This window comes from Acinetobacter sp. ANC 4204 (assembly GCF_002135205.1).
GTDB lineage: Bacteria > Pseudomonadota > Gammaproteobacteria > Pseudomonadales > Moraxellaceae > Acinetobacter.
Genome location: NZ_NEFZ01000004.1, coordinates 120,853 through 144,050 on the forward strand (window position 1 = coordinate 120,853; position 23,198 = coordinate 144,050).

General features: G+C 39.4%; 28 protein-coding genes and 1 tRNA gene. 24 read left to right on the forward strand and 5 right to left on the reverse strand.

Annotated features, from left to right (window positions below; all coding sequences use genetic code 11):
- Positions 1–10: 10 nt before the first annotated feature.
- Positions 11–298, forward strand: coding sequence for a hypothetical protein (locus tag B9T36_RS09760; RefSeq protein ID WP_086209301.1), 288 nt, complete (start codon positions 11–13; stop codon positions 296–298).
- On the opposite strand, the gene B9T36_RS09765 is transcribed toward B9T36_RS09760, so the two are convergent.
- Positions 282–467, reverse strand: coding sequence for a hypothetical protein (locus B9T36_RS09765; protein ID WP_086209302.1), 186 nt, complete (start codon positions 465–467; stop codon positions 282–284). The genes B9T36_RS09760 and B9T36_RS09765 overlap by 17 nt on opposite strands.
- 168 nt (positions 468–635) lie before the next feature.
- Here B9T36_RS09765 and B9T36_RS09770 point away from each other — a divergent pair, with 168 nt between their 5' ends.
- The 13 genes from B9T36_RS09770 (at position 636) to B9T36_RS09835 (ending at position 9,257) form a co-directional block, all read left to right on the forward strand.
- Complete coding sequence (locus B9T36_RS09770; RefSeq protein WP_086209303.1) at positions 636–962, forward strand: hypothetical protein; 327 nt, start codon at positions 636–638, stop codon at positions 960–962.
- A 40-nt stretch (positions 963–1,002) separates the two neighbouring features.
- On the forward strand, positions 1,003–1,812 hold the full coding sequence (locus B9T36_RS09775) for a DUF2303 family protein (RefSeq protein ID WP_086209304.1): 810 nt from the start codon (positions 1,003–1,005) through the stop codon (positions 1,810–1,812).
- A 93-nt stretch (positions 1,813–1,905) separates the two neighbouring features.
- Positions 1,906–2,346, forward strand: coding sequence for a hypothetical protein (locus B9T36_RS09780; RefSeq protein ID WP_086209305.1), 441 nt, complete (start codon positions 1,906–1,908; stop codon positions 2,344–2,346).
- Position 2,347: 1 nt separating this feature from the next.
- A complete protein-coding gene (locus B9T36_RS09785; protein WP_086209306.1) occupies positions 2,348–2,734 on the forward strand; it encodes a hypothetical protein in 387 nt (128 codons plus the stop codon).
- Between the two features lie 64 nt (positions 2,735–2,798).
- Positions 2,799–3,479, forward strand: coding sequence for a hypothetical protein (locus B9T36_RS09790; protein WP_086209307.1), 681 nt, complete (start codon positions 2,799–2,801; stop codon positions 3,477–3,479).
- A gap of 3 nt (positions 3,480–3,482) precedes the next feature.
- Positions 3,483–4,472: a YqaJ viral recombinase family protein gene (locus B9T36_RS09795; protein WP_086209308.1), complete on the forward strand. Its 990-nt coding sequence runs from the start codon at positions 3,483–3,485 to the stop codon at positions 4,470–4,472.
- Between the two features lie 11 nt (positions 4,473–4,483).
- Positions 4,484–5,494, forward strand: a complete 1,011-nt coding sequence (locus B9T36_RS09800; protein ID WP_086209309.1) for a RecT family recombinase — start codon at positions 4,484–4,486, stop codon at positions 5,492–5,494.
- Between the two features lie 53 nt (positions 5,495–5,547).
- A complete protein-coding gene (locus tag B9T36_RS09805) occupies positions 5,548–7,041 on the forward strand; it encodes a 3'-5' exonuclease (protein ID WP_086209310.1) in 1,494 nt (497 codons plus the stop codon).
- 301 nt (positions 7,042–7,342) lie between these two features.
- Complete coding sequence (locus B9T36_RS09815) at positions 7,343–7,900, forward strand: hypothetical protein (protein WP_171264452.1); 558 nt, start codon at positions 7,343–7,345, stop codon at positions 7,898–7,900.
- Positions 7,900–8,436 carry a hypothetical protein gene (locus tag B9T36_RS09820; protein ID WP_086209312.1) on the forward strand — a complete coding sequence of 179 codons (537 nt, stop codon included), beginning with the start codon at positions 7,900–7,902 and terminating at the stop codon, positions 8,434–8,436. The genes B9T36_RS09815 and B9T36_RS09820 overlap by 1 nt, the downstream gene beginning before the upstream one ends.
- Positions 8,429–8,788: a hypothetical protein gene (locus B9T36_RS09825; protein ID WP_086209313.1), complete on the forward strand. Its 360-nt coding sequence runs from the start codon at positions 8,429–8,431 to the stop codon at positions 8,786–8,788. The genes B9T36_RS09820 and B9T36_RS09825 overlap by 8 nt, the downstream gene beginning before the upstream one ends.
- Positions 8,785–8,994: a hypothetical protein gene (locus B9T36_RS09830; RefSeq protein WP_086209314.1), complete on the forward strand. Its 210-nt coding sequence runs from the start codon at positions 8,785–8,787 to the stop codon at positions 8,992–8,994. Before B9T36_RS09825 ends, B9T36_RS09830 begins: the two co-directional genes overlap by 4 nt.
- Positions 8,994–9,257, forward strand: coding sequence for a DNA-binding protein (locus tag B9T36_RS09835; RefSeq protein WP_086209315.1), 264 nt, complete (start codon positions 8,994–8,996; stop codon positions 9,255–9,257). The genes B9T36_RS09830 and B9T36_RS09835 overlap by 1 nt, the downstream gene beginning before the upstream one ends.
- An 11-nt stretch (positions 9,258–9,268) precedes the next feature.
- On the opposite strand, the gene B9T36_RS09840 is transcribed toward B9T36_RS09835, so the two are convergent.
- The gene (locus tag B9T36_RS09840; protein WP_086209316.1) at positions 9,269–10,537 is read right to left on the reverse strand and encodes an integrase family protein; all 1,269 of its coding nucleotides are present in this window, start codon (positions 10,535–10,537) and stop codon (positions 9,269–9,271) included.
- Between the two features lie 160 nt (positions 10,538–10,697).
- Between B9T36_RS09840 and B9T36_RS09845 the strand changes: the two genes are divergently transcribed.
- From B9T36_RS09845 to B9T36_RS09860, 3 genes are all read left to right on the forward strand, one after another.
- A tRNA-Ile gene (locus tag B9T36_RS09845) sits at positions 10,698–10,774 on the forward strand.
- A gap of 1,007 nt (positions 10,775–11,781) precedes the next feature.
- Positions 11,782–12,354 carry a 1-acyl-sn-glycerol-3-phosphate acyltransferase gene (locus tag B9T36_RS09855; RefSeq protein WP_086209592.1) on the forward strand — a complete coding sequence of 191 codons (573 nt, stop codon included), beginning with the start codon at positions 11,782–11,784 and terminating at the stop codon, positions 12,352–12,354.
- Between the two features lie 261 nt (positions 12,355–12,615).
- A complete protein-coding gene (locus tag B9T36_RS09860; RefSeq protein ID WP_086209318.1) occupies positions 12,616–13,365 on the forward strand; it encodes a YebC/PmpR family DNA-binding transcriptional regulator in 750 nt (249 codons plus the stop codon).
- Between the two features lie 51 nt (positions 13,366–13,416).
- Here the strand turns inward: B9T36_RS09860 and B9T36_RS09865 are convergent, their stop codons facing one another.
- From B9T36_RS09865 to B9T36_RS09875, 3 genes are all read right to left on the reverse strand, one after another.
- Positions 13,417–13,890 (reverse strand): GrpB family protein, encoded by a 474-nt coding sequence (locus tag B9T36_RS09865; protein WP_086209593.1) that lies wholly within the window; start codon positions 13,888–13,890, stop codon positions 13,417–13,419.
- A 6-nt stretch (positions 13,891–13,896) separates the two neighbouring features.
- On the reverse strand, positions 13,897–14,367 hold the full coding sequence (locus tag B9T36_RS09870) for an Lrp/AsnC family transcriptional regulator (protein ID WP_086209319.1): 471 nt from the start codon (positions 14,365–14,367) through the stop codon (positions 13,897–13,899).
- Positions 14,368–14,640: 273 nt separating this feature from the next.
- Positions 14,641–15,405 carry a glutathione S-transferase family protein gene (locus B9T36_RS09875; protein ID WP_086209320.1) on the reverse strand — a complete coding sequence of 255 codons (765 nt, stop codon included), beginning with the start codon at positions 15,403–15,405 and terminating at the stop codon, positions 14,641–14,643.
- A 380-nt stretch (positions 15,406–15,785) separates the two neighbouring features.
- Between B9T36_RS09875 and B9T36_RS09880 the strand changes: the two genes are divergently transcribed.
- From B9T36_RS09880 to B9T36_RS09910, 7 genes are read left to right on the forward strand one after another with little or no spacing between them, the layout of a single operon-like run.
- On the forward strand, positions 15,786–16,988 hold the full coding sequence (locus B9T36_RS09880) for an SfnB family sulfur acquisition oxidoreductase (RefSeq protein WP_086209321.1): 1,203 nt from the start codon (positions 15,786–15,788) through the stop codon (positions 16,986–16,988).
- A gap of 10 nt (positions 16,989–16,998) precedes the next feature.
- Positions 16,999–18,222 (forward strand): SfnB family sulfur acquisition oxidoreductase, encoded by a 1,224-nt coding sequence (locus B9T36_RS09885; protein WP_086209322.1) that lies wholly within the window; start codon positions 16,999–17,001, stop codon positions 18,220–18,222.
- Positions 18,222–19,640 (forward strand): LLM class flavin-dependent oxidoreductase, encoded by a 1,419-nt coding sequence (locus B9T36_RS09890; protein WP_086209323.1) that lies wholly within the window; start codon positions 18,222–18,224, stop codon positions 19,638–19,640. The genes B9T36_RS09885 and B9T36_RS09890 overlap by 1 nt, the downstream gene beginning before the upstream one ends.
- Positions 19,641–19,662: 22 nt before the next feature.
- On the forward strand, positions 19,663–20,505 hold the full coding sequence (locus B9T36_RS09895) for a MetQ/NlpA family ABC transporter substrate-binding protein (RefSeq protein WP_086209324.1): 843 nt from the start codon (positions 19,663–19,665) through the stop codon (positions 20,503–20,505).
- 9 nt (positions 20,506–20,514) lie between these two features.
- Positions 20,515–21,351, forward strand: coding sequence for a MetQ/NlpA family ABC transporter substrate-binding protein (locus B9T36_RS09900; RefSeq protein WP_086209325.1), 837 nt, complete (start codon positions 20,515–20,517; stop codon positions 21,349–21,351).
- Between the two features lie 11 nt (positions 21,352–21,362).
- Positions 21,363–22,433, forward strand: coding sequence for a methionine ABC transporter ATP-binding protein (locus tag B9T36_RS09905; RefSeq protein WP_086209326.1), 1,071 nt, complete (start codon positions 21,363–21,365; stop codon positions 22,431–22,433).
- A complete protein-coding gene (locus B9T36_RS09910) occupies positions 22,414–23,073 on the forward strand; it encodes a methionine ABC transporter permease (RefSeq protein ID WP_004693438.1) in 660 nt (219 codons plus the stop codon). The genes B9T36_RS09905 and B9T36_RS09910 overlap by 20 nt, the downstream gene beginning before the upstream one ends.
- The last annotated feature ends 125 nt before the right edge of the window (positions 23,074–23,198 follow it).

The following is a 23,198-nucleotide window of genomic DNA, read 5'->3' on the forward strand; positions in this document are numbered from 1 at the left end:
AGGAGATAATATGCCTTTTTACACAGTAACTTATGACTTAAATAAGAAAAAAGATTATGTAAAATTTGAGGAAGGAATTAAGAAAGTTTCTAATAATGTATATGTTAAGGCAACATTGTCTCAATATATAATTCAGTCTAATTTAACTGCAGAAAATGTTCATAATACCTTAAAGGGTTATGCTGATTCAGACGATTCTATTCTAGTTCTGAAATTAGACGTAAGTGATTGGGCATACACTAATTTACCCAATAAGTTAAAAGAATGGTTGTTAGCGGCTACTAGAGTTGGCAACTAGGATTATTACCAACAACATCTATTCCATTCTCAAAATCTTCTTGAGCCTTTAAAACCTTGTCAAGGTAGATTTGAATACCATCTACTTTGACATCTTCAAGCAAAGTATAAGTACACCCCATAATTTGAACTTTAGTACCTTTTGGTATTACCGCAATATTTTCACTCATTTTAAACTCCATACAACCTGCCCTATGCAGGTTTTCTTTTGTCTATTAAAACATGAAAACAAAAAAAATATTAGGCAATCCTAAAAATAAATTAGGCTTACCTATTGACTATATTGTTAGGCATGCCTAATATTTATATCACCAACAACAACCAACCTTGGTGAAAAAATGAAACCTACTGACCACAATCAGTTTATTGATGACATTGATGGCGGTGTCTTTGCTCAACAGCTTGGATATGCAATTAGTGAAGTAGCTTCAGCAGTCGTCGATAACAATAAAGCTGGTGAAATCACCATCAAGCTGAAATTAACAAAAGGAATTGGTGCTGACAATGTAACCATTGAGCACAAGTTAACCTCCATTGCCCCTTTAAAAGATGGTCGCAAACTTGAAGATCACGGTGCCAAAACTCCTATGTTCGTCAACAAACATGGTGATGTAAGCCTGTTTGCTAACCACACTGCTCAAATCTTCGATAAAGAAGAAGCTTAAAGCCCCCTAACCAATCTGAATATTCCATAAGGAAAAAATCATGTCATTAGAAAAAAGTGAAGTAGCAGCAGTTGTGGAACATTGTGCACCAGTAATGGATTTAGTGCGTGGCGGTCTACAGGCTGTCCATGAGAACTTCAAAGTTCTTGATGCTGAAAAGTATCAAGATGGGCGCAACCGAATTCGTGGCATTTTTGCAACACCAATCTTTGCAGATTTTGCTCAATACATTGCAGATGCACCAACGACTGGACCAGTACCAGTATTCGTTTCTCGTGATGATGTTAAAGCTGTTGCTGTATTGAATTATAGTGAAAAAGGCTTTGACCAAGGTCATTGCGACCACACAGCAACATTACAACTTGATCCAACTGTTGTTTGGAAAAAGTTAAATCAACTTAAAGATACGAAACTTGATCAAAAACGTTTTGCAACCTTCCTTGAAGATTGGGCAAGCGTATTGTCAGCGGTTGATGCAGACGAAAATGAAATCAGTATCAAAGAAGCGATTGTCGCTGTACGCAATATGAAAGTGGATATCAACACTTCAAATGAAGCGGAAGTAGAAAATACTCGTGAAGTACAAACTGCCTATACCGATATCGCTGCTAAAGCTAAAAAAGGTCAACTACCTGCAAAATTCAAAATTCTTGATACGGCGTATGTGGGCTTAGATGAAAAAGAAATCGAATTACGTCTAATTGTGAATGGCGGTAGCGGTGAGCCTATTTTCGCAATCCAAATTGTGAAAGAAGAAATCCTGGTAAATGAAATCATCCAGGAATTTAAGCAAAAAGTAATTGATTTACTTCCAGAACAACAAGTTCTGATTGGTACCTTTTCCGCTTAAAACTAAAAATTAAGCAATAAAAAGCCCCGAAATTTTGGTCGAGGACGGGGCTTCTTTAAGGGGTATAGCAATCGCTATAAGGAGATTATGAACATGGTTTCAGTAAATTTCAAATCTATTTTGTTGGGTTTAAGTGGCGCGGTAACAGTGACAGCTGTATTGGCTTCTGTGCAAATGTATCAACCAACCAAGTTCTTCAATGAAGAACACCCTCCAATCACAGTTGAATCAAACTTCTACAAAGTAGATGAGCTTGATTTGGGGCCATACAACGACTGTCAACATGACTGTCATGCAACCTTATTAACAGCAAATGACCAGTATTACATCGAAGTGAATTTTGACTATTCAGGTTTCGATGATGGTAACAGCTTTAATCGTGCTGAAGGCATTCAGATTGATCGCTTAGAACCTGAATTGGTCGGTGATGAAGATGGTGAAATCAATGCATATCTTGATCGTTATGAACTCGTAAAAATCAATGATGCCATTGAAGATTCTATCGCTGTGAAATTACATAAATTGAGAGGTTGATATGCTTGATTTAATTGAAATTAAAACAGCTAAAAGCGAAAAAAACGATCCAACCGAAAGTATTCAAGCTGTTGTATACCGCGCTTTGTTTGGTGAGCCTGTCAAAAGCAACGAATTTGAATTCGATGTTGGAAATAAAACTGTTATTTGCCTAATGCATGGCTTTCCTTGGCATGTGGTTTCTAAAGATGAACCATTTAATAACCATAACGGTGAATTTTGGGGATGGAATCCGTTCAAAGTCAAAAGTTCTGGTCGATTTGGTGGTGGATGGGCTTTCAAATTTGGCATCACTTCAAATGAAAATTTTCGTGAATTAGTTACTGATGTCGGAATTGGTTCAATTCGTTTGGAAATCATGAATTCACGTAGAGGATTTAGAGCATGAAAATCAAAAAGATTACCTCTCACAACTAAATATAGTGCCAATCAAACAATATAAGGTGAACACAATGCCAAATCATGTATCCAATAAGATTGAAATCACTTCAACAAATGCAGCCGATGCACTTAATTACATGCGTGCAAATGAGCGTGAATTTGACTTCAATAAAATCATTCCAATGCCTGAATCTCTAAATGTTGAATCAGGATCTCGTACCGATGCTGCACTAGCATATGCTTTATCAGAAGGCTTCAAGTCAGAGCTTACAGCTGATCAAATTGAAAAATACTTCGAAGATGGCTTTTTCACCACAAAAGAAGCTGTGGCTCAACGTGATTTAGCCACAGCTCAGCGTCTTATTGATGATAATTCTGAAACTGCTGAAAATCTCCTAAAGCTCGGGCAACAGATCATTTCAAACGTAGATACCTATGGCGCTAAAACTTGGTACCAATGGGCGATCCCAAACTGGGGAACGAAATGGAATGCTTATGATGTGAAAGTGGAAGAAGCTCAAGTGACTTTTGATACCGCATGGAACTCTCCTCTCGTTGTGCTGGACGCATGGATTTCTCAATTCAAGTTAAGTTGCACAGTTAAAGCTTTTGATGAAGGTCATAATTTTTGGTTCATTCGAACCTACAAAGACGGTGTTCTTGAATCAGAGAGAGACACTTTAAAAGAAGATTGCAATTCCTTATGCAAAGAGCTCAAGGGATATGACCCATCCGAAGAAGATGAGGATTAATTTATGAATACACAAGTTAATCGTGACCAATTTCTTGCAGGTCGTAAAAAGGGTATCGGTGGTTCAGATGTTGCTGCAATCCTTGGTTTCAGCCCATACAAATCACCATACCAATTGTGGTTAGACAAAACTGGTCGCAGTGAACGTAAAGAATCACAAAATGAGTCTGCCCATTTCGGCAACTTACTTGAAGACGTTGTTGCAAAAGAGTTCTCACGTCGCTCAGGTATGAAAGTTCAACGTGTTACTCAGCAATTAACTCTTGAAAACATCGGAGAGTCTTGGGCTATCGGTAACATTGACCGTGCTGTTGTAAATCCTGAAATCGCAGGTCGTGTTTATTTCGATAAAGATGGCAAGTTGACCACTGACCAAGGTTTGGAATGTAAAACGGCTTCTGAATATCTTTCTAAATTATTCGGTGAAGAAGGTTCAGACCAAATTCCAGATTATTACCTGACTCAATGTCTTTGGTACATGAAGCTTACAGGCTTCCAAGTATGGCACCTTGCCGTTCTCATTGGTGGCAATAAGTTCCGCATGTATCGAATAGAGCGTGATGACGATTTAATTGAATCAATCTTTAAACAAGTTAAAGCATTTTGGTTCAACCATGTCATTGCTGATGTGCCACCCGACCCTACTTGTTTTGATGATGTTCTGCACCGCTGGTCTAAGCATATTGTAGGCAAACAAGTAGAAGCAACTTTTGAGCAAATCAAACTCAATGAGGAGTTGATCACAGTTCAAGGTCGCCAAAAAACAGATAAAGCTCGTGAAGACGAGATCAAATTAACACTTGTTTCATCCATGCAAGATGCAGAAATGATGATTAGCCAAGGCATGACCATTTGCACTTACAAAGAACAATCCTCTACCCGTATCGACAGTACGCTGTTGAAAAAAGAAGAACCTGATTTATTTGCGAAATATAGCAAAACCTCCAGCACCCGAGTTTTCCGTATTTCAAACAAATTTAAAGAAACAGTTTAAGGAATTTTATTATGAACGCATTAACAACCCCACAAAATGGTCAGATTGCCCACTTAACTGCTTTTGACATCATGATGAATCCTGAAATTATGGATCGTTTTGAGCGCATTGCAAGTGTCATGGCTTCATCAAAATTTGCAGTGCCGAAACATCTTCAGGGTAATACTGGTGACTGTTTAGCAATCATTATGCAGTCTGCGCAATGGCAAATGGATCCTTTCGCAGTTGCACAAAAAACCCATCAAATTAATGGTGTATTAGGGTATGAAGCGCAACTTGTGAATGCTGTGATTACCAACCGTGCACCTATCACTGGTCGTTTGAATTTTGAATGGTATGGCGATTGGGCAAAAATCAACGGCAAGGAAGATAAATCATGGGATAAAGGCATTAAAGTTTGGGCAACATTAAAGGGTGAAGCTTCTCCACGTGAAATTGATATTTCTATGGGACAAGTAGGCTCAGTACGCAATTCACCTTTATGGGTAAGTGATCCACGCCAACAACTTGCATATCTCGCTATTAAACGCTGGTCACGCTTATATACACCCGATGTAATTCTAGGTGTTTATACCCCAGATGAGATTGCTGAACGTGAAGAACTTGATGTTACCCCAGTTCAATCAACGGTAAAAAAACATCAAGGTTCGAGTGGGCTTAAGGCTCAGATGGCCGAACGTGAACAATCACAAGAAACTGTCATAGATATGGCTCCTAATTTTGATGTTGAAGGGCTCATTAATCAAATTAATGCTCTAAGCACAATTGAGGAATTAAAGGCTTTAGCTAGAACAATTCCTGCCGATCTTGGCGAACCTGCAAAAACAAATATTTCTACTGCGTATGCCAACCGTAAAAATTATGTGCAATTACTGGTTGATTTGGATGGTGCCGATACCATCGAGTTAATCAATTCAATTATGGCTGAACGTTTTGAACCTAATACAAGTTCAATGAGTGATAAGCAAATTGATGAAGTTAGCGCACTATTTGAACGTAAATCAGCAGAACTTACACCTTAACTATTGGCATGTGGTGCCCTCACACATGAGGGTACCAATAGTGAGATAGAAATATGAATCCAACTATTGAACAACAACATGCCATTGATATGGCATTACATGGACAGTCTTGTAAAGTGACCGCATACGCTGGTGCTGGTAAGACCTCTACCCTTAAACTGATTGGTAATGCAAAGCATCACCAACATGGCATGTACTTGGCATTTAACAAGGCTATTGCAACAGAAGCACAGTCTAAATTTAACCATAATGTTAAGTGCAAAACATTTCACAGCCTAGCTTATAACTCTGTTCCCCGTTGGTTGACCAATAAACTTAAAAATCGTCGTTTGATGTCAAACCAATTGGCATCTCGCCATGATCTTGAAAATTATCAAGTACCAGTGGCATTGGTTAAACAACGTGGTGAGGATGACCAGAAACGTTTATTTAATTCAAAACGTATGGCCACATCTATGATGAATGCCGTTGGTTATTTCTGCCGTTCTAATTACAGCGAAATTCAATTATCACAAGTCTATGCTGCTTTACCTGATTGGATGGATGATACATACCGTGCTGAATTGGCAAATATCCTCTTACCTAAGGCACATGATTACTGGAATGACATTTTAAATCCTGCTGGTATTAACCGTCTCGAACATGACCATTACCTAAAATATTGGGCATTGAGCAATCCAGTGATTAATGCTGACTTTATTTTATTTGATGAAGCACAAGATGCTGATCCAATCATGTTAAATGTCTTGAGTAAGCAACGTGCTCAGGTAATTTATGTGGGTGATCGTCACCAGCAAATCTATGCGTTTCGTGGTGCTGTCAATGCGATGCAATCCCTAGATATTGCTGAAACACGTTTAAGTCAATCATTCCGTTTTGGTGAAAACATTGCTGATCTTGCGAATAAAATTTTGTTCAATGTTTTGGATGAAGAAATTCCATTACGTGGTTTTGAACAGATAGATTCACAGGTTAATGAAATTAGCGATGAAATTGCAGATGCCTTTATTTATCGCACCAATGCTGCTGCCCTTTCTAATATGGTTGAGTTAGTCAAAATTGGACGTGAACCACGTTTAGAAGTTGATACCGGCTCTTTATTAAAAAATATTGAAGATGCCAAAAAAGTTAAGTCTGGTATCAAAGTCCATGATGGCAGTGTATTTGAAGGTTTTGGCAATTGGGAAGAAGTCACCGAATATACAGAAGAAGTCACAGGTAATGACTTAAAACCTCTGGTTAGTCTGATCAACAAAGTGGGAGAAAATGCCTTAATTGAAGCTTTACTCAAAAGCAATTCTAGTGACTATGACTGCATTGTGACCACAGCTCATAAGTCTAAAGGACTGGAATTTAATAAGGTCAAACTTGGTGGGGATTTCTTTTATAAAGAAGCTGCTGCACCTGGTGAAAAAATCCTAACCGAAGATGAAGCTCGTCTTTTATATGTTGCTGCTACTCGTGCCAAAAAACAGTTAGATATTTCTGCACTGAATCCACTATTTAAAAATCTTGGATATATCACTCAAGTTGAGGTAGCAACATGATCACTCGCCTACCTTGCCGATTTACAAACTTATTCACTTACTGGTTGTACTGTGATGGATACAGGCCACAAGTGAAAAAGGATGCTGTGGTTATGCGTCGTGGAGATAGTGTTCTCAAAATATTCTGCCACAAGGGTCGAATGCAGCAAGATTATTTGATGAATGAAGCATGTCAGCGAAAGTTTAAGCAATTTTGTGGATGCTACTTAAATGGATATCGAGAATTTTTAGTCGGCTTAGAGCGCGAAGCAAGAGTTGAGGTAACTCGTAGTAAGAATTTTAACTATTTAATGGTGGCGTGATGAAAGCAATTGTAAATTTTGATTTAGAAAGTGAGCTAAAAGCACATCTTAATTATTTCATTCAATCTAATAACTTGGGAGTCGACTTTTTATTAAAACAAGATCCTCAAGTAGATCGAGATTTTGAAGTAAGCGAAAAATCTTGGATTGCACGAGCAACACCAAAAGTACCTGCAAAAGTGATTGTGAAAGCATCTGTTCGTTATTGGGAAGACACTGAAGTAAATGGAATTGATGACACCGAAAATGGCGACAACATCCCATGCAAACAAGGTGAATTGTGGTGCCCAATCATCAATATAGCTACTGGCATTATTGAAAATTGGGAAATCGGTAAAACTGCAAAAGTTCACTACAAAGTATCCGATGGCTGCGGTTGGGAGTTAGTGGATTCAATTGGCAATACTATTAAATCCCAAGAAGATGGATATGTCCCTAGAACTCTGTGCCCTGCTGAAAATGGTTATGGCGATTACATCATTATGAATATTGATGAAAAAGGTCAAATTGATAAATGGCGTTTTGATATTGATGATTTTCAGGAGGATAAAGACTGATGGAAATTCAGAAAGAAAATCATTTGTTTGAGCAATTTGAAAAGACAAAAACTTTTAAACGCTTTTTTTCAACCTTGCTGCGTTTCGATGAAGAATTAGATTGTTTTATTGCTACAGAAAAATGGCGCGATAAAGAAGCCGAGCTACTTACTGCTGCGTGGTGGATGTTTGCTGAAGTAGCAACAGCTCAACCTGTAACTGAAAGTTTTGAGAAGGCATACAGTAAAATATTTTCCCCTATCGTCAAACGGCCATTTCCACGTTTAGAAAATGGCGATTACAAGTATATTGAAATCGATCAGGGATGGAAGTTATGGCAAGCGGCTACAGCCCAAGTCGTGCCTGAAGAGTTTGTTGTTTTAAAAATATCAGATGTGCGCGAGATTTTATCAAACGCAAGTGATGCGATATGCGATGAAAAGGCCTCAACTGTTTTTAGCGAAACAGGTAGCCCCTCAACTTGGTATGACCATCATCTTGTAGCTGAGAAAAATATTCTTGATGCGATTGAAGCACAGGAGCAAAGTCATGATTAAACAATTAAAGCGTGTCGATCTACCTGAAGACCTTTGCTGGTGGTTTCATCCTGATTTTAATTTAATTGACCCAATGTCAGCCTGTGATGAAGAACGCGGCTACACGCCTGAAGAATGGGAAGAGCTTCAAGCAAACAGCAATATTGATATTTTAATCGACACGTCTGTTGATCTTGAGGAAATCGATCCCAATGCAAATGGTGAGTGGAAAGGCTTTGTACCTACACCACCATCACCAGAACATTTTTTAATGGCTTCTTTTGATACCGAGCATTTAGACAGTGCTGTTTTTTGGTGGGCTAAAGAGCGTTTACCGCATTCTGTGCAGCAAAGTTTAAAGGAGGTGCCATGACTAACCTGCAACACATCGCCCAAGACCTTGCTGAAGAATTTGCACCACTCGTCATTGGCAAGTCAGGTACAACAAAAACATTCACGGCGGAGCAAGCCTCTGCCATTTATCACATCCTTGTGGATTTTGGATTTAAAGACGAGTTCACAGGCTTGGACACCAAATTGCCGTTTGAGTTAATTGATATTAAGAAGGAGGTGACTTGATGGCGCGTTTAACAAAATTGGACAAGTTGTCAGCTGATGAAAAAAAAGCTTTAGTTGAAGACTTTCGCAATTCACCTGATGATGGCTTATTTACTCCTGAAGCCGTGGCATTATCTTGTGGTTTTTCCATCCCATGGTTGCAAAAAAAACGCTGTGAAGGTGGCGGTATTCCTTTCTCGAAACCTACTTCAAAAACCGTTTTGTATAAGAAAAAGGATGTTATGGATTATGTAGATAATCATCGCATGCTTCATACAGCTTAAGAAAAGCCCACTTATGTGGGCTTTATTTCTTCTTGCATTTTTGTAATTAAAACTGCTTTATGCTCTTTCAATACTGTATCTTCAATTTCATTCATTGCTTCACGCAGTCTTTTATCACTCACTTGAATGTAGCCAGAAGTCACATCCCCATCATCATCAGATTTTTTGTGGTTTAAGAGCCGTTTAATTGTGTAATGTCCATAGTCTAAGCCTTCCGCGATTGAACCAAAGGTGCGTCGAAGATCGTGGAATGTGAATTTAACAGCACAAATTTTATTTACCCGGTCGCGAACTTTTGACAAATTTACTATATGGCCAGACTTAGATTTGGCAGACGGAAAAACCCATTCGCTTTTTATCATCCGCTTACGTCGTTTCATTAACTCAAATAGGAAATCACCCATTGGTAGTGTGTGAACTTCGCCATTTTTAGGATCTGTTGATGTAATAGTTCCGTACTTTAAATCTATGCTAGACCATGGTAGTGATTCACATTCTTCCCGACGGAAGCCAGTTAGAATTAAAGTCAGCATAAAATCACGGTTTGTATCCGTCTGCTGCCCTCTTTCATTGAAATTCACAATCGCATTAATCCAGTTGGGTAACTGGTCATCATTGATGTATGTTTTTCGACGTTTAATTTTATTCCAAACTTTTTTTGCACTTAAAGTTTTGGTGGGGTTATACGGTATTAAAATTGGCTGATCATCTTCACCGAGATAATGTTCAACTGAGAAGTTGTATACTGCAGAAAAGACACGCATTGCCAAATTGGCTTGTGCTTTACTACTTTTGCTCAATGCAGCATGTTTATCCTGAATCATCTTTCGGGAAACTTCGTCTAATTTAGAGTCATGCCAATCAGATAAGTGTTTATTAAGAACTGTGTAATAGTCTTTTAATGTACGCGGTTTTAATTCTTTGAGTCCGATATAATTTTCAAAAGCGATTTTTACAGTTGGTTTGGACTTTGAGATGCTATTTTTAACATCCTCCTCTGCTATTTTCTTTCGCTTTTCATTATTTGGATTTATGCCCTGTGACATTTCAAGCAGTTTGGCGCGTGCCAACTCTCTTGCTTGAACAAGTGTAATGTTTCCGTGTAGACCCAAAGTAGACCGAACTGATTTACCCAGTACTTTTTTTTCAACAATATACGTCTTATAGCTATTGTTTACGCGCACAGCAAAGCCAATCAATTCAGAATCTCTATAGATGGCTGGTGTCAGCTCTAATTGATCAATAAATGACTTTGTTAGCTTTACTCTTTTGGATGACATATATAGAATCGCTATCTGTCGCAATATCAAACAATATAGCACAATAATTTTTACAGTCTACTATGCGTCTACTTGGTAAAAATGCTTGCTTCAAATCAAAATATTGGATAGTATTGGACACATCGCAAGTAATTGATAAATAATTACTTCGACACATATAGGGCCTATAGCTCAGTTGGTTAGAGCAGCGGACTCATAATCCGTTGGTCCACAGTTCAAGTCTGTGTGGGCCCACCATATAAAACAACCACTTAGGTGCATTAATCCTAGGTGGTTTTTTATTGGCTATTTTTATATAAACATTTTGAATTCAAGTATTAGTCGTTTCTGCTTATTTAAAAAAAGATTCGAAATTTTCATTTAAGCAATCCTTTCTAATCTTCATCATTCTCAGAATCACGACCTAATTTATCTTTGCTTTAGATTTTCCTGTCAAATCTTATTTTCAGGCATTTTTTATGATAACTGTAACAAATTCTTTGCCTAAACTTGCAGCTATAGATTCAAATGATATGAGTCAAGCCATCATGACTGATCGTGCCCCATTGTTTCTATACCCTCCTACAGAAACCTATACTGTAATCACTTAGCCTCACTACTCACAAAAATATGGCTAAGTTAAGCATAGAATAACTGTGAACATAACATCCAACACGCTATATATGACTAGTAAGTATAAATTTTAAGCATCCAAACATGATGCTCTAACAAAGTATCTCATTTAGAATAAGAGCTATTAACGATTATAGATGATTGAAAATTAAATTTTTAAGTCAATCAAGCTAGTTATAGCTAGCATCAAAAATCAGTGCATTTATACATTATTACCACTAAATACTGATTTCCTTTTTCTTACGAGACTCAATGAAAAATTCAACAACCGACCACAGAACAATCAAACCGAAAAGGACAAATGCCCATAAAAAAGTCGAAAGATAAGTCATTTTAACAATCCTGAACTTTGTTACACCAAAGTTAAAGTATGAAAGTTCACACTCTTTTCTTAGACCAAAGTCTAATCTTTCATTTCGATTATGAATAGTAGTATTTTTAACAAAATTATACTTATTTTCTATTAATAAATATCTATCAAGACTTATTACATACTTTTTAATCATAATTATTTAGCCTACTAATGGAAAAATCTGACCTCTAATGTCTGATCAGAATTAAGTTAGGGCTTGACTCAAACGCCAAACAAGCAGACATTAGCCACTTTAAAAAACACTTGTATATTTATGCTCATGTTAAAGAAACTGATTGGCGAGTCTGCATTTAAGCTCGCAGGCTGGAAATACCATGTGGAACCAAATGTTTTAGAAGATAAGCAAGTCATCATTGGATTTGAGCATACCTCTATGCTCGATGCTGTTTTATCACTGGCCATTTTTCAAATCTACGATATGAAAATCCATACCCTGATTAAAAAAGAATTATTCAAGGGGCCAATCAAGCCACTACTCGAGGCGATTGGTGGTATTGCAGTTGACCGTAAGTCAAATAAAGACATCGTATCGCAAATGGTTGAACACTTTTCTCAACATGAAAAATTCAACTTGGTGATTGCACCAGAAGCAACCCGTGCGAAAACAGGCGAAGCACGTAAACCGATTCGTACAGGCTTCTGGCATATTGCAAAAGCCGCAAATGTCCCTATTGTACTCATGTATGCGAATTCGCAAACCAAACAAGGGGGTATTTTTGGAAAAATCTATCCCACAGAGTTAGATCATGATTTGGCCCTCATTAAAGCACTTTATAAAGAACATGTTGGTTTAGATATCGAAATTCCTGAACCTAGAAATGATCCCAAATAAGCTCATCTAAATGACCTAAAAGAATGTGAATAGCCCCTCTCTTTTAGGTCTAAATTAATTCTGTCTAAGGGCTCATTTTTGAAATGAATTGCTTCACAATCTAAATTTGAAATAACTGGCTTTATTTCAAACAATTTTATTTATTTTTTGTTTAATCTGACTCATTTCAGAAAAACACCTACTTTCGCATAAAAAAGTGCTTATGGTAGAATTTGCACAATTTGATAGGCACAAAGCCAATCTACAAGGAGCATATTTCGCATGGCGGGTCATTCCAAGTGGGCCAATATTAAGCATCGTAAAGCAAAACAAGATGCTAGCCGTGGTAAACTTTTTACCAAATTTATTCGTGAATTAACAACTGCTGCAAAGCTTGGCGGTGGTGATGCTGCAAGCAACCCACGTCTCCGTGCGGTTGTAGAAAAAGCACTTTCTGTGAATATGACACGTGACGTCATTAACCGTGCAATCCAACGTGGTGTTGGTGGTGAAGATAACGACGATTTAAAAGAAATTACTTACGAAGGTTATGGCGTTGGTGGTGTTGCAGTTATTGTAGAAACCATGACTGACAACTTAAACCGTACTGTACCAGATGTGCGTCACTGTTTCTCAAAAACAGATGGTAACTTAGGCACAAATGGTTCAGTTGCTTTCTTATTCACAAAGCGTGGTGAGATCACTTTTGAAGATGTGTCTTTAGAAGATCAAATCATGGACGTAGCCCTTGAAGCAGGTGCCGAAGATATCGAAGTTGATGAAGATGAAATCTTAGTCATTACTACACCCGAATCTTTTGGTGATGTGCAAGATGCTTTAACTGCTGCTGGCTTAAAATCTGATAATGCTGAAGTGGTCATGAGCCCTTCAACAAAAGCTGAAATTTCTGATATCGACCAAGCGAAAAAGATCATGAAAATGATTGATATGCTGGAAGATTTAGATGATGTACAAAACGTTTATACCAACGTTGAGTTCTCTGATGCGGTGTTGGCAGAATTAGACGCCTAATCTTTGCTTGATCAAAATGCGCGCTCAAACATAACTTTGGGAGCGCATTTTTTATGTCTGATTTAATACACTTTCAATAAATTTTGCTTTTTTGCAACGATATTTATCCATGCTTAAATGCTGGCTGTCGTGTTTTAATTGATTATAAGCCATGACTAAATTCTGATTTTTCAACAAGCGATCACGAAAGATCAAAAAACTTTGCCACTGAGAGTTTTTCACAACCAATTGAATAGCAACATCATCCTGCTGTAGCGACTCTAGCATACACAGTTCATGCGTTCTTAAAGTATCAAGCTTTTCAACAAAACCTAAACTGGAAATACTAACGATGGCTGAGTCAAAATCTACAGCATCAACAGCCACATAAATATCCAAATCACCTTTAGAAACTGCATGAGGAATGGCAGATGAACCAATATGTTCAATCTGTGCTTTGGGTATGAGAGCTAAAAGTTGTCGCTGATAGTATACAAATTTTTGATGGCAAGATGCTTGATACTCAGTAGCTGCATAGAACCTCAGCATACACTAAACCTTACTCAACAAACCGCTACAGTTAAATACATTATATTCTTTAATCACAAAGCTTGAATGAAGTGCCACCACATGCTCAATTTTACCAATGCGTTTGAGTAAAATATCACTGTAATTTTCCATATCTCTTGCCACAACTTCAACAATAAAATCTGCTGACTGCCCTGTCACTAAAAAGGCATTGGTCACTTCAGGAATGCTTTCCAACTCTTCCAAGAACTTGGAAAAAGTGTCGGTATCATGTTTACTCAAAGATACTTGGAGTAAAACATGTAAACTAAACCCGAGTTTTTGATAGTTAATATCTCGCTTAACTTTAGTCATAATCGCATTATCAATCAGATGCTTAATACGACGATGCACCGAACTGACCGATAAATTAATACGCTCTGATAATTCGTTTAGATTGATATCTTCATTACTTAAAATTTCTAAAATTTGCTTATCAAAACGGTCTAATTCCATTTTTTAACTCTCATAATGCATTATGTTTATAGGTGTTTATTTCATATTAAGCTTTTCAGATGAAAGATAAAGCTTATTTGCATATTTTTTTCATCTATTTTCAAATTCATAAAAATATATCAATCATTTAGGCAAAAAATTGCTATAATTTTTTATAAAAATTACAAATAGACTGAGAAACTTTCTATTCAACACACCACATCATTTTCTTTAAATAGCAGACAAAGGCTTGATGTATAACGTCCGCCTTTGCCTATTTGACTACAGTTGATCCTAAATGCCACGCCAGTCGACTCGGGCATTGCGCTCGGTTTGATAGACTCTTAAAACATACTGCCCCAAAGGTAAATTGCTTAAATAGGTTTTATAGGCACTGAATTCTTCAGATAGGCTATCCTCATGGTCTTTTTCCCAAGGAGTCCCTTTAATTTCCAACACAGGCGCTAACATTGAACACACAGCAATATCCGCCAAACCTAAACGATCTCCCACAAAGTAACGCCCATGATTAGCAATTAACTTTTCATTCAAGACCTCAATTAAACGCTGCATTTCAACTTTCGAGTGCTCAACTTTATCGGCATTGAGTTCATAACCTTTCGACATCAAAGTTTTAATCAGAGGTTTGGTGTATTTTTCAAATTTACGTAAATAGCCCTTTTCGCCCAACATAATTTGTAGCGATTGGTCATTATCGGATAAAGCATGCGCCAGCCCCCAACGGCGAACGTGTAGCCCTAAATCATTGGCTAGAGCATTAACATCTAAAGCCTCTTTACGAAGCTGAGCTTCGCTACGTAACAGTCGATGTTCTGGATAACGCTCATCCAGATATAACGCAATCTCGGTGGTATCTGCGACCCATTTGTCTTGATCACGTAAAATAGGCAATTTATTCTGCCCTGTCTTTAACTGCGCAAACGCCCGATGGACCCCAGGCACTACATTTTGCGCGACAAAATCTAGCTCTTTATGATCGAGCAACCAGCGAGCTTTCTCACAAAAATGAGATAAAGGAAACTGGTATAAAGTTCTCATAAATGCTCCACACTTATTTTTCTATTTTGGCTTTTTAGCAAAGCCATCTATTTCAGTTGGATACTTTAGTCACTGTATTTAAGATTTACAATGTACTTTTTACCCAAAACTGCCCAGCAAATGTTCAACAGCCTTTATCAAATTTATACGTTTTTTTCTCTACAATATCTCAAATATGAATAAGTAAAAATTTAACGACCTTGCTTAGACTACAGCTAAAATACATATTTTATATTTTTCAGATACTTATAATATTCATCAAATGATTAAACTTAGCATATTTTATTTTTAACTTTTTAGCTGCTAAGCAATTCAAAATCCTTCATTTAATCATTCAAACAATCCCAAGTAGCGTATAGAGATTAAGTAAAGGTGCTTTTATGTCTCATACTCTCTCTAAAAATATTCACGTGATACAAAATGATCAGGATGCGATTAATGCAGCCTATCATGTCGCTGACTTTGCCTTAGAAGGTCGGGATCAACGTGATCAGAACCGTCAGCTTCCATTTGCTGAAATCGAATTATTCAGCAAAAAAGGCTTAGGCGGTATTCGTATTCCTCAAGCTTTTGGAGGCGCATTTGTTTCCAATAAAACTTTAGCTCAGGTTTTTCGCATTATTAATAAAGCCGACTCAAGTGTCGGTCAAATTCCACAAAACCAAATTGCGCTACTCAACATGATTGATATTTTAGGTAGCGAACAACAAAAACAGTTTATTTTTAATGAAATATTAAACGGCAAACGCCTTGCCAATGGTGGCCCCGAACGAAATACCAAAGACACTAAAACATTAAATACGACATTAAGCATTGAAAATGGTCGTTACTATGTCGATGGTGAAAAGTTCTATTCTACAGGGAGTAGCTTTGCCCATTGGTTAGCCATTAAAGCCATTCACCCTGAAGGTTATGTGGTACTGACGCTTGTTGATGCCACAGCACAAGGTGTCGAAGTCATTGATAACTGGAACGGTTTTGGTCAGCGTACAACCTCAAGTGGCACAGTAAAATTACAACGGGTTGAAGTCGATCCACTCCTTATCTTTGATGAGCGGAAACTAGCTGAGGACGTTACTTATCGCGGTGCCTTCTCTCAGCTAATGCAAGTCGCGATTGATGTGGGTATTGCAGAAGCAGCGTTTGAAGACACATTGTCAGCGGTTAAAAAAGCCCGACCGATTGTCGATGCGCAGGTTGAGAAAGCCAGTTTTGAACATTACACCTTACAAGAAGTCGGCAAATCTGCAGTGCTACTGGATGCCGCTATCCTACTGCTCGACGAAGCTGCCGAATATTTAGATGAACTTGACCAACTGAGCGTTGTCAGTGCGGAACAAGCAGCTCAAGCCTCCATTTTAGTCGCCGAAGCCAAGGTCTATGCCAATGATGCTGCACTACAAATTTCTGAAAAACTCCTAGAGCTTGGCGGCAGTCGTTCAAGCCTAAGCCAACATAATTTAGATCAACATTGGCGCAATGCACGTGTGCATACCTTACACGACCCGATCCGCTGGAAGCTGCATGCACTGGGTAACTACTATTTGAATAACACTTTCCCTGCCCGCCACGCTTGGATTTAAGGAGAACGTCATGACTTCATTTCAACCTATTCTTCCTCTTCAATCCCAAGACACGGCGTATGCACATATTATTCAAAGCGATGCCGAAGCCTTAGAAATTGCCAAAAATTTAGCTGAGCAGTTTAAACAACAGGCTATCCAACGCGATGCGGAACGTATTTTGCCTTTTGAGGAAATCGAGACCTATAGCCAAACTGGCCTTTGGGCCATTACTGTACCTAAGGAATTCGGGGGAGCCGATGTTTCCAGTTATACTGTCGCACAAATTATTGCGCTAATGAGTGGTGTGGATGGTTCGATTGGACAAATTCCACAGAACCATTTCTATGCCTTAGAGGTTTTACGTAATAACGGTACTGAACAACAAAAGCGTAAACTCTATGCAGAAGTGCTCAAAGGCGCTCGCTTTGGTAATGCCTTGGCTGAGTTTAAAACTAAAAATGCAACACAAAAACAAACTGCACTGAGCCAAACGGAACAAGGCTATGAGGTCAATGGTGAAAAGTTTTATTGCACGGGCAGCCTGTTTGCAGACCGCATACCGACCTTAGTCAAAGATGCCGATGACAAAGAGTTTCTGGTCTTTATCCCACGTAGTAGTACAGGGCTAGAACTGATTGATGATTGGTCAGGTTTTGGTCAACGTACCACAGGTAGCGGTACAGTCAAATTTAATCATGTCGCTGTAGGTGCAGAAGATATTGTTCCTTTCGATACAGCATTTTCCAGACCGACTCTGGTGGGGCCTTTTGCTCAAATTATGCATGCAGCGATTGAAACGGGCATTGCACGTGCTGCTTTTGAGGAAACACTGGTTCGTGTACGTCGGGCTCGTCCATGGATTGACTCTGCTGTTGAACAGGCAACCGATGATCCTTTAACACAGTTTGAACTGGGACGAGTGGTTGCCGATGTACGTGCCAGTGAAGTCTTACTCAAACAAGCTGCTCGCTCCATTGACGCAGCACGTCCTAATCCAACAGCTGATAACATTGCTAAAGCATCACTGGATGTAGCGAAAGTTCGTGCCCACAGCACAGAAACCGCATTAAAAGCAGCTTCGAAATTGATTGAACTGGCAGGCAGTCGTGGTAGTCAACGTGAAGATGGCCTAGACCGCTTTTGGCGTAATGCACGTGTTCACACGCTACATGATGCGTCACGTTGGAAATATTACTTCATTGCCAATTATCTCCTTAATGGTGTGCTTCCGCCACGCAGAGGGACATTGTAATGACACTATCATCTCAAAATAAAAATCCGAAACAAATCATTCTGAATGCCTTTGATATGAATAGCGTAGGTCATATCAATCACGGTTTGTGGACACACCCACGCGATGAGTCGCATCGTTTTAATGAGCTCAGCTATTGGACCGATTTGGCGCAAACTTTAGAGCTAGGTTTATTTGATGGTTTATTTATCGCCGACATTACGGGTGTCTACGACGTTTATCAAAATAGTCTGGATTTAACCCTAAAAGAGTCGATTCAGCTTCCAAGCCATGACCCTAGTACACTCGTTTCTGCTATGGCCGCCGTTACACAGCACTTAGGTTTTGGTGTCACTGTGAATCTGAGCTATGAGTCGCCTTACCAATTTGCACGGCGCTTTGCAAGCCTCGACCATTTAACCCACGGTCGTATTGGCTGGAATATTGTCACCGGCTACTTAGACAGCGCAGAACGGTTAATTGGTCAAAAAGGTTTAAAAGATCACGACTTGCGCTATGAACAAGCCGAAGAGTTTCTCGAACTTTGCTATAAATTTTGGGAAGGTTCTTGGGAAGACGATGCCATACAAAAAGATAAGTTAAACCGTGTCTTTACTGACCCTTCAAAAGTTCATGCCATCCAGCATCAAGGCAAATTTTTCCAAAGTCAGGGCGTTTTTCAGGTTTCCCCATCTATTCAACGTACACCTGTGCTTTATCAAGCGGGTGCCTCAAGCAAAGGCTTAGCCTTTGCAACCCAACATGCTGAAGCCATGTTTATTGGTGCTGACACGCCTGAAAAACTTAAACAGCAAGTCGATAAAATTCGTGCGCTTGCATTAAGCCATGGGCGCAATGAGCAAGCTATTAAACTCTTTGTCGGTATTAGTGTGGTGACGGCAGAAACGGACGAGTTGGCTCAAGAAAAACTCGCCGAATATATTCGCTATGCCAGTCCAGAAGCAGGTTTGGCGCATTTTTCAAGTTCAGTCGGAATAGATTTGGCTCAGTTCACAGATGATGAAGCGATTCCCTATAAACAAACCAATAGCATTGCCTCGGTCAATAACAAATTTAAAGAGCAAAAAGTTACCCGAGCAGATTTAAAAGCCCAGCATGTACTGGGAGGACGCTACCCGCTAATAGTCGGGAGCGGAAAAACTGTAGCAGAAAAACTCATCCAGCTATTAGATGAAACTGGTGTAGATGGCTTTAACCTTACACGAACCGTTGCTCCTGAGTCACATCAAGACTTTATTCGTTGGGTCATCCCAGAGTTACAAGAGCGTGGCCGTTATAAAACTGCCTATGAAACAGGTAGTTTACGCCACAAATTATTCGCTCAAGGTGACCGACTGTCCGCAGACCACCCAGTACAGCAGTATCGCTGTCAAAGCTCGCCCCCTCATACTCAAACACAGCAAAAACAAACCGCATAAATTTTAAAATACGAGAAATATCATGGCTCAAACTGCAAAAACAAAATTTACCATTATTGGGGTAATTGTCGCCGCTATCGTCATCGCACTAGTGGCTTGGTCTTATCATAAAAAATCGAGTAACACTGAACTGGTGATTGGGATCAGCCCACCCTTTGCAAATCCGTTAAAAGTGGCTGTAGATGAAGCAAAACAGCAAGGCATCAACGTCAAACTGGTGGAATTCTCAGATTGGAACACTCCAAATATCACGCTCAACCATGGTGATATTGATGCCAACTATTTCCAGCATCAACCCTTCTTAGATAACGCTATCAAAGAAACTCAATTTAAACTGAAAGCACTAGATAAAGGCGTCACCACACACGTCGGTTTATATTCAAAAAAATATGACTCGATTGATGCGATTCCTGAAAATGCACGTACAGTTATTCCAAATGATCCAGTCAACCAAGGCCGTGCGCTTTTACTGTTACAACAGGCCAAATTGATTAGCTTAAAAGACCCAAACAATCATCTATCGAATCTGCAAGATATTGTGAGCAATCCTAAAAAGCTTCAGTTTATTGAAGTTGAAGGTCCACAAACTGCACGTGCCGTTGATGATGCTGACTTGGTCTTTAGCTATCCACATTATTTACGTCTTGCAAAAACCATTGACCCAAATGATGCACTGATCTTAGATGACAACACCAATACCCTGTATTCGATTTTATTTGTGGTGCGTGACGACTACCAACAGAAACACCCAGAGAAAGCCGCGCAACTTGAAAAGTTCATCAAGATTTATCAAACATCGGACAAAGTTAAACAGACTTTGAATAGTGAAATTGGCGAAAAACTTTGGTTCCCTGGTTGGAAGTGAGTATAGGCCATGACGCAATCTTTCACTCAAAATCGAAAAAAATGGCTGATTGGCTTGAGTGTCATCGTGGCAATTTTTGCTCTAGCGGGTTACCGCTATAGCAAAAGCCATGCGCAGGATGATGTCTTAACGATTGGCATTAGCCCACCTTATGCAGAATTGCTGCAAAGCGTGGCAGATGATTTAAAAAAGCAAGGTATTCAGGTCAAACTGGTTGAATTTTCGGACTGGCATGCGCCAAATGTTGCTGTGCAAAATGGTGACATTGATGCCAACTTTTTTCAGCAAAGCGTCTTTCTACGCAATGCAATTCGCGAAACAAATTATGACCTGCATGCATTCGCCACAGGCACAGGAAGTCATGTCGGACTATATTCTAAAAAATATCAGTCCTTAGATGCACTACCCACTCAAGCCCGTGTGGTTATTCCCAATGACCCTGTGAATTCAGCGCGTGCACTGATTTTACTGCATCGTGCAGGTTTGATTCAGCTCAAAGATATCAACAATGAATTGTCTACCGTAAAAGATATTGTGAGCAATCCTAAACAACTTCAGTTTATTGAAGTAGAAGGCCCACAAACTGCCCATGCATTTAATGATGCCGATTTAATTTTTGGCTTCCCGCATTATTTAAAAATGGCTAAGGTCACAGATCCGCATCATGCCCTTTTTCTTGATCCGATAGACAAGAAATACGCCATTTTATTTGTGACACGTAAAGACTATCCAGACCAAAACCAAAAACTTGCGACTTTTGTGCAAGCATTCCAAAACTCAAAACATGTTCAAGAAATTTTAGACCGTGATTTTGGCCAAGGTCTGTGGTTTGAAGGCTGGAAATAAGGAGAAAAAGAATGGTCAGCTTTGGTTCTCATGTGGATTTTTCCATTCCACATATCAAAATTCGTAATTTAAACAAACACTATGCAGTACAAGGGCATAGTGTACATGCACTCAAAAATATTGACCTCGACATACCGACAGGGAAAGTGTTTGGCATTATTGGCAAAAGTGGCGCAGGTAAATCTTCCCTACTCCGCACCTTAAATGGTTTAGAACGTATTAATGAAGGTCATATTCATATCCATCAGCAAGACTTGGCAACATTGAGTCATGCTGAATTAATTCAGCTCCGCCAACGCATTGGCATGATTTTCCAACATTTTAATTTAATGTCTGCCAAAACAGTCTATGAAAATGTCGCACTGCCCCTCATCGTTGCCAATTATCCCAAACAAGACATCGAACAACGAGTCAATGAAGTTTTACAGTTGGTTGGGCTGAGCGATAAGGTTCAGCATTACCCATCACAACTGTCTGGCGGTCAAAAACAGCGTGTCGGCATTGCCCGTGCATTGGTTCACCATCCTGAAATTTTACTCTGTGATGAAGCAACATCTGCACTCGATCCAGAAAGCACCTCTGTGGTGTTGTCCTTGCTCAAAGAGATCAATCAGAAGTTGGGTATCACCATTGTATTGATTACCCATGAAATGCAGGTGATTCGGGAAATCTGCGATCAGGTCGTGGTCATTGATGGCGGTGAAATTGTGGAATCAGGTGAAGTTTGGTCTGTGTTCTCTCAACCGCAGCAAGGCATTACCCAAGAACTGCTGAATCTAGAACAACTCGATTTGCCTTTTCGCTTAAATGCGGGACCCACGCAGCTCGATACACATGCCATTATCAAAATTCGCTCGACTTCAGATGCGCATCATCCACCTGACTTAAAACAGATTTTGGAGTACTTTCCACAAACTGTGCATTTGTATCAAAGTCAGGTCGACACCATCCAAAACCATTTAATTGGAACATTGATTATTGCTATTCCCACACAGGGCTTAGAAATTCAATCGCTACTACAAAAACTAAAAGCGCATGTCACACATGTAGAGGTACTTGGCTATGCACGACCAACTCATTGATTTATTACTGACAGGCACTATCGACACCTTAATCATGGTCGGCGCATCTGCATTTTTTGCCTTACTCATTGGTCTACCTATGGCAGTGGTTCTCGTCAGTACCTCTGAGCATGGCATTTATCCCTCTAAAAGTATCAACCATAGCTTAGGCTGGTTGGTAAACATCACCCGTTCTGTTCCCTTCCTTATATTGATGGTGGCCCTCATTCCACTCACACGTTGGATTGTAGGCACCAGTTATGGCGTTTGGGCAGCAGTTGTCCCTTTAACTTTGGCGGCAACCCCCTTTTTTGCACGAATTGCAGAAGTCAGTTTACGCGAAGTAGATCAAGGGTTGATTGAGGCTGCGCAAGCGATCGGCTGTAACCGTACTCAAATCATTTGGCATGTGTTGTTACCTGAGGCACTACCCGGAATTGTCGCGGGTTTTACCGTGACCATTGTGACCATGATTAACTCCTCTGCCATTGCAGGCGCCATTGGTGCGGGTGGTTTAGGTGATATCGCCTATCGCTATGGTTATCAGCGTTTTGATATGCAGATCATGTTGGCCGTGATTGTCGTGCTCGTGATTTTGGTGATGTGTGTACAAGCGATTGGCGACAATCTGGCAAATCAGCTTGATAAAAGAAAGGTTTAATCACATCTCCCATATCAAGTAGAGCACTCTACCCCCACTTAAGTTTTTAACCCTCCTTTTTCTAAGGAGGGCTTTTTAATATCAAGTTCACTACCTACTTATAATCGCTTCTGATTTATGACAGC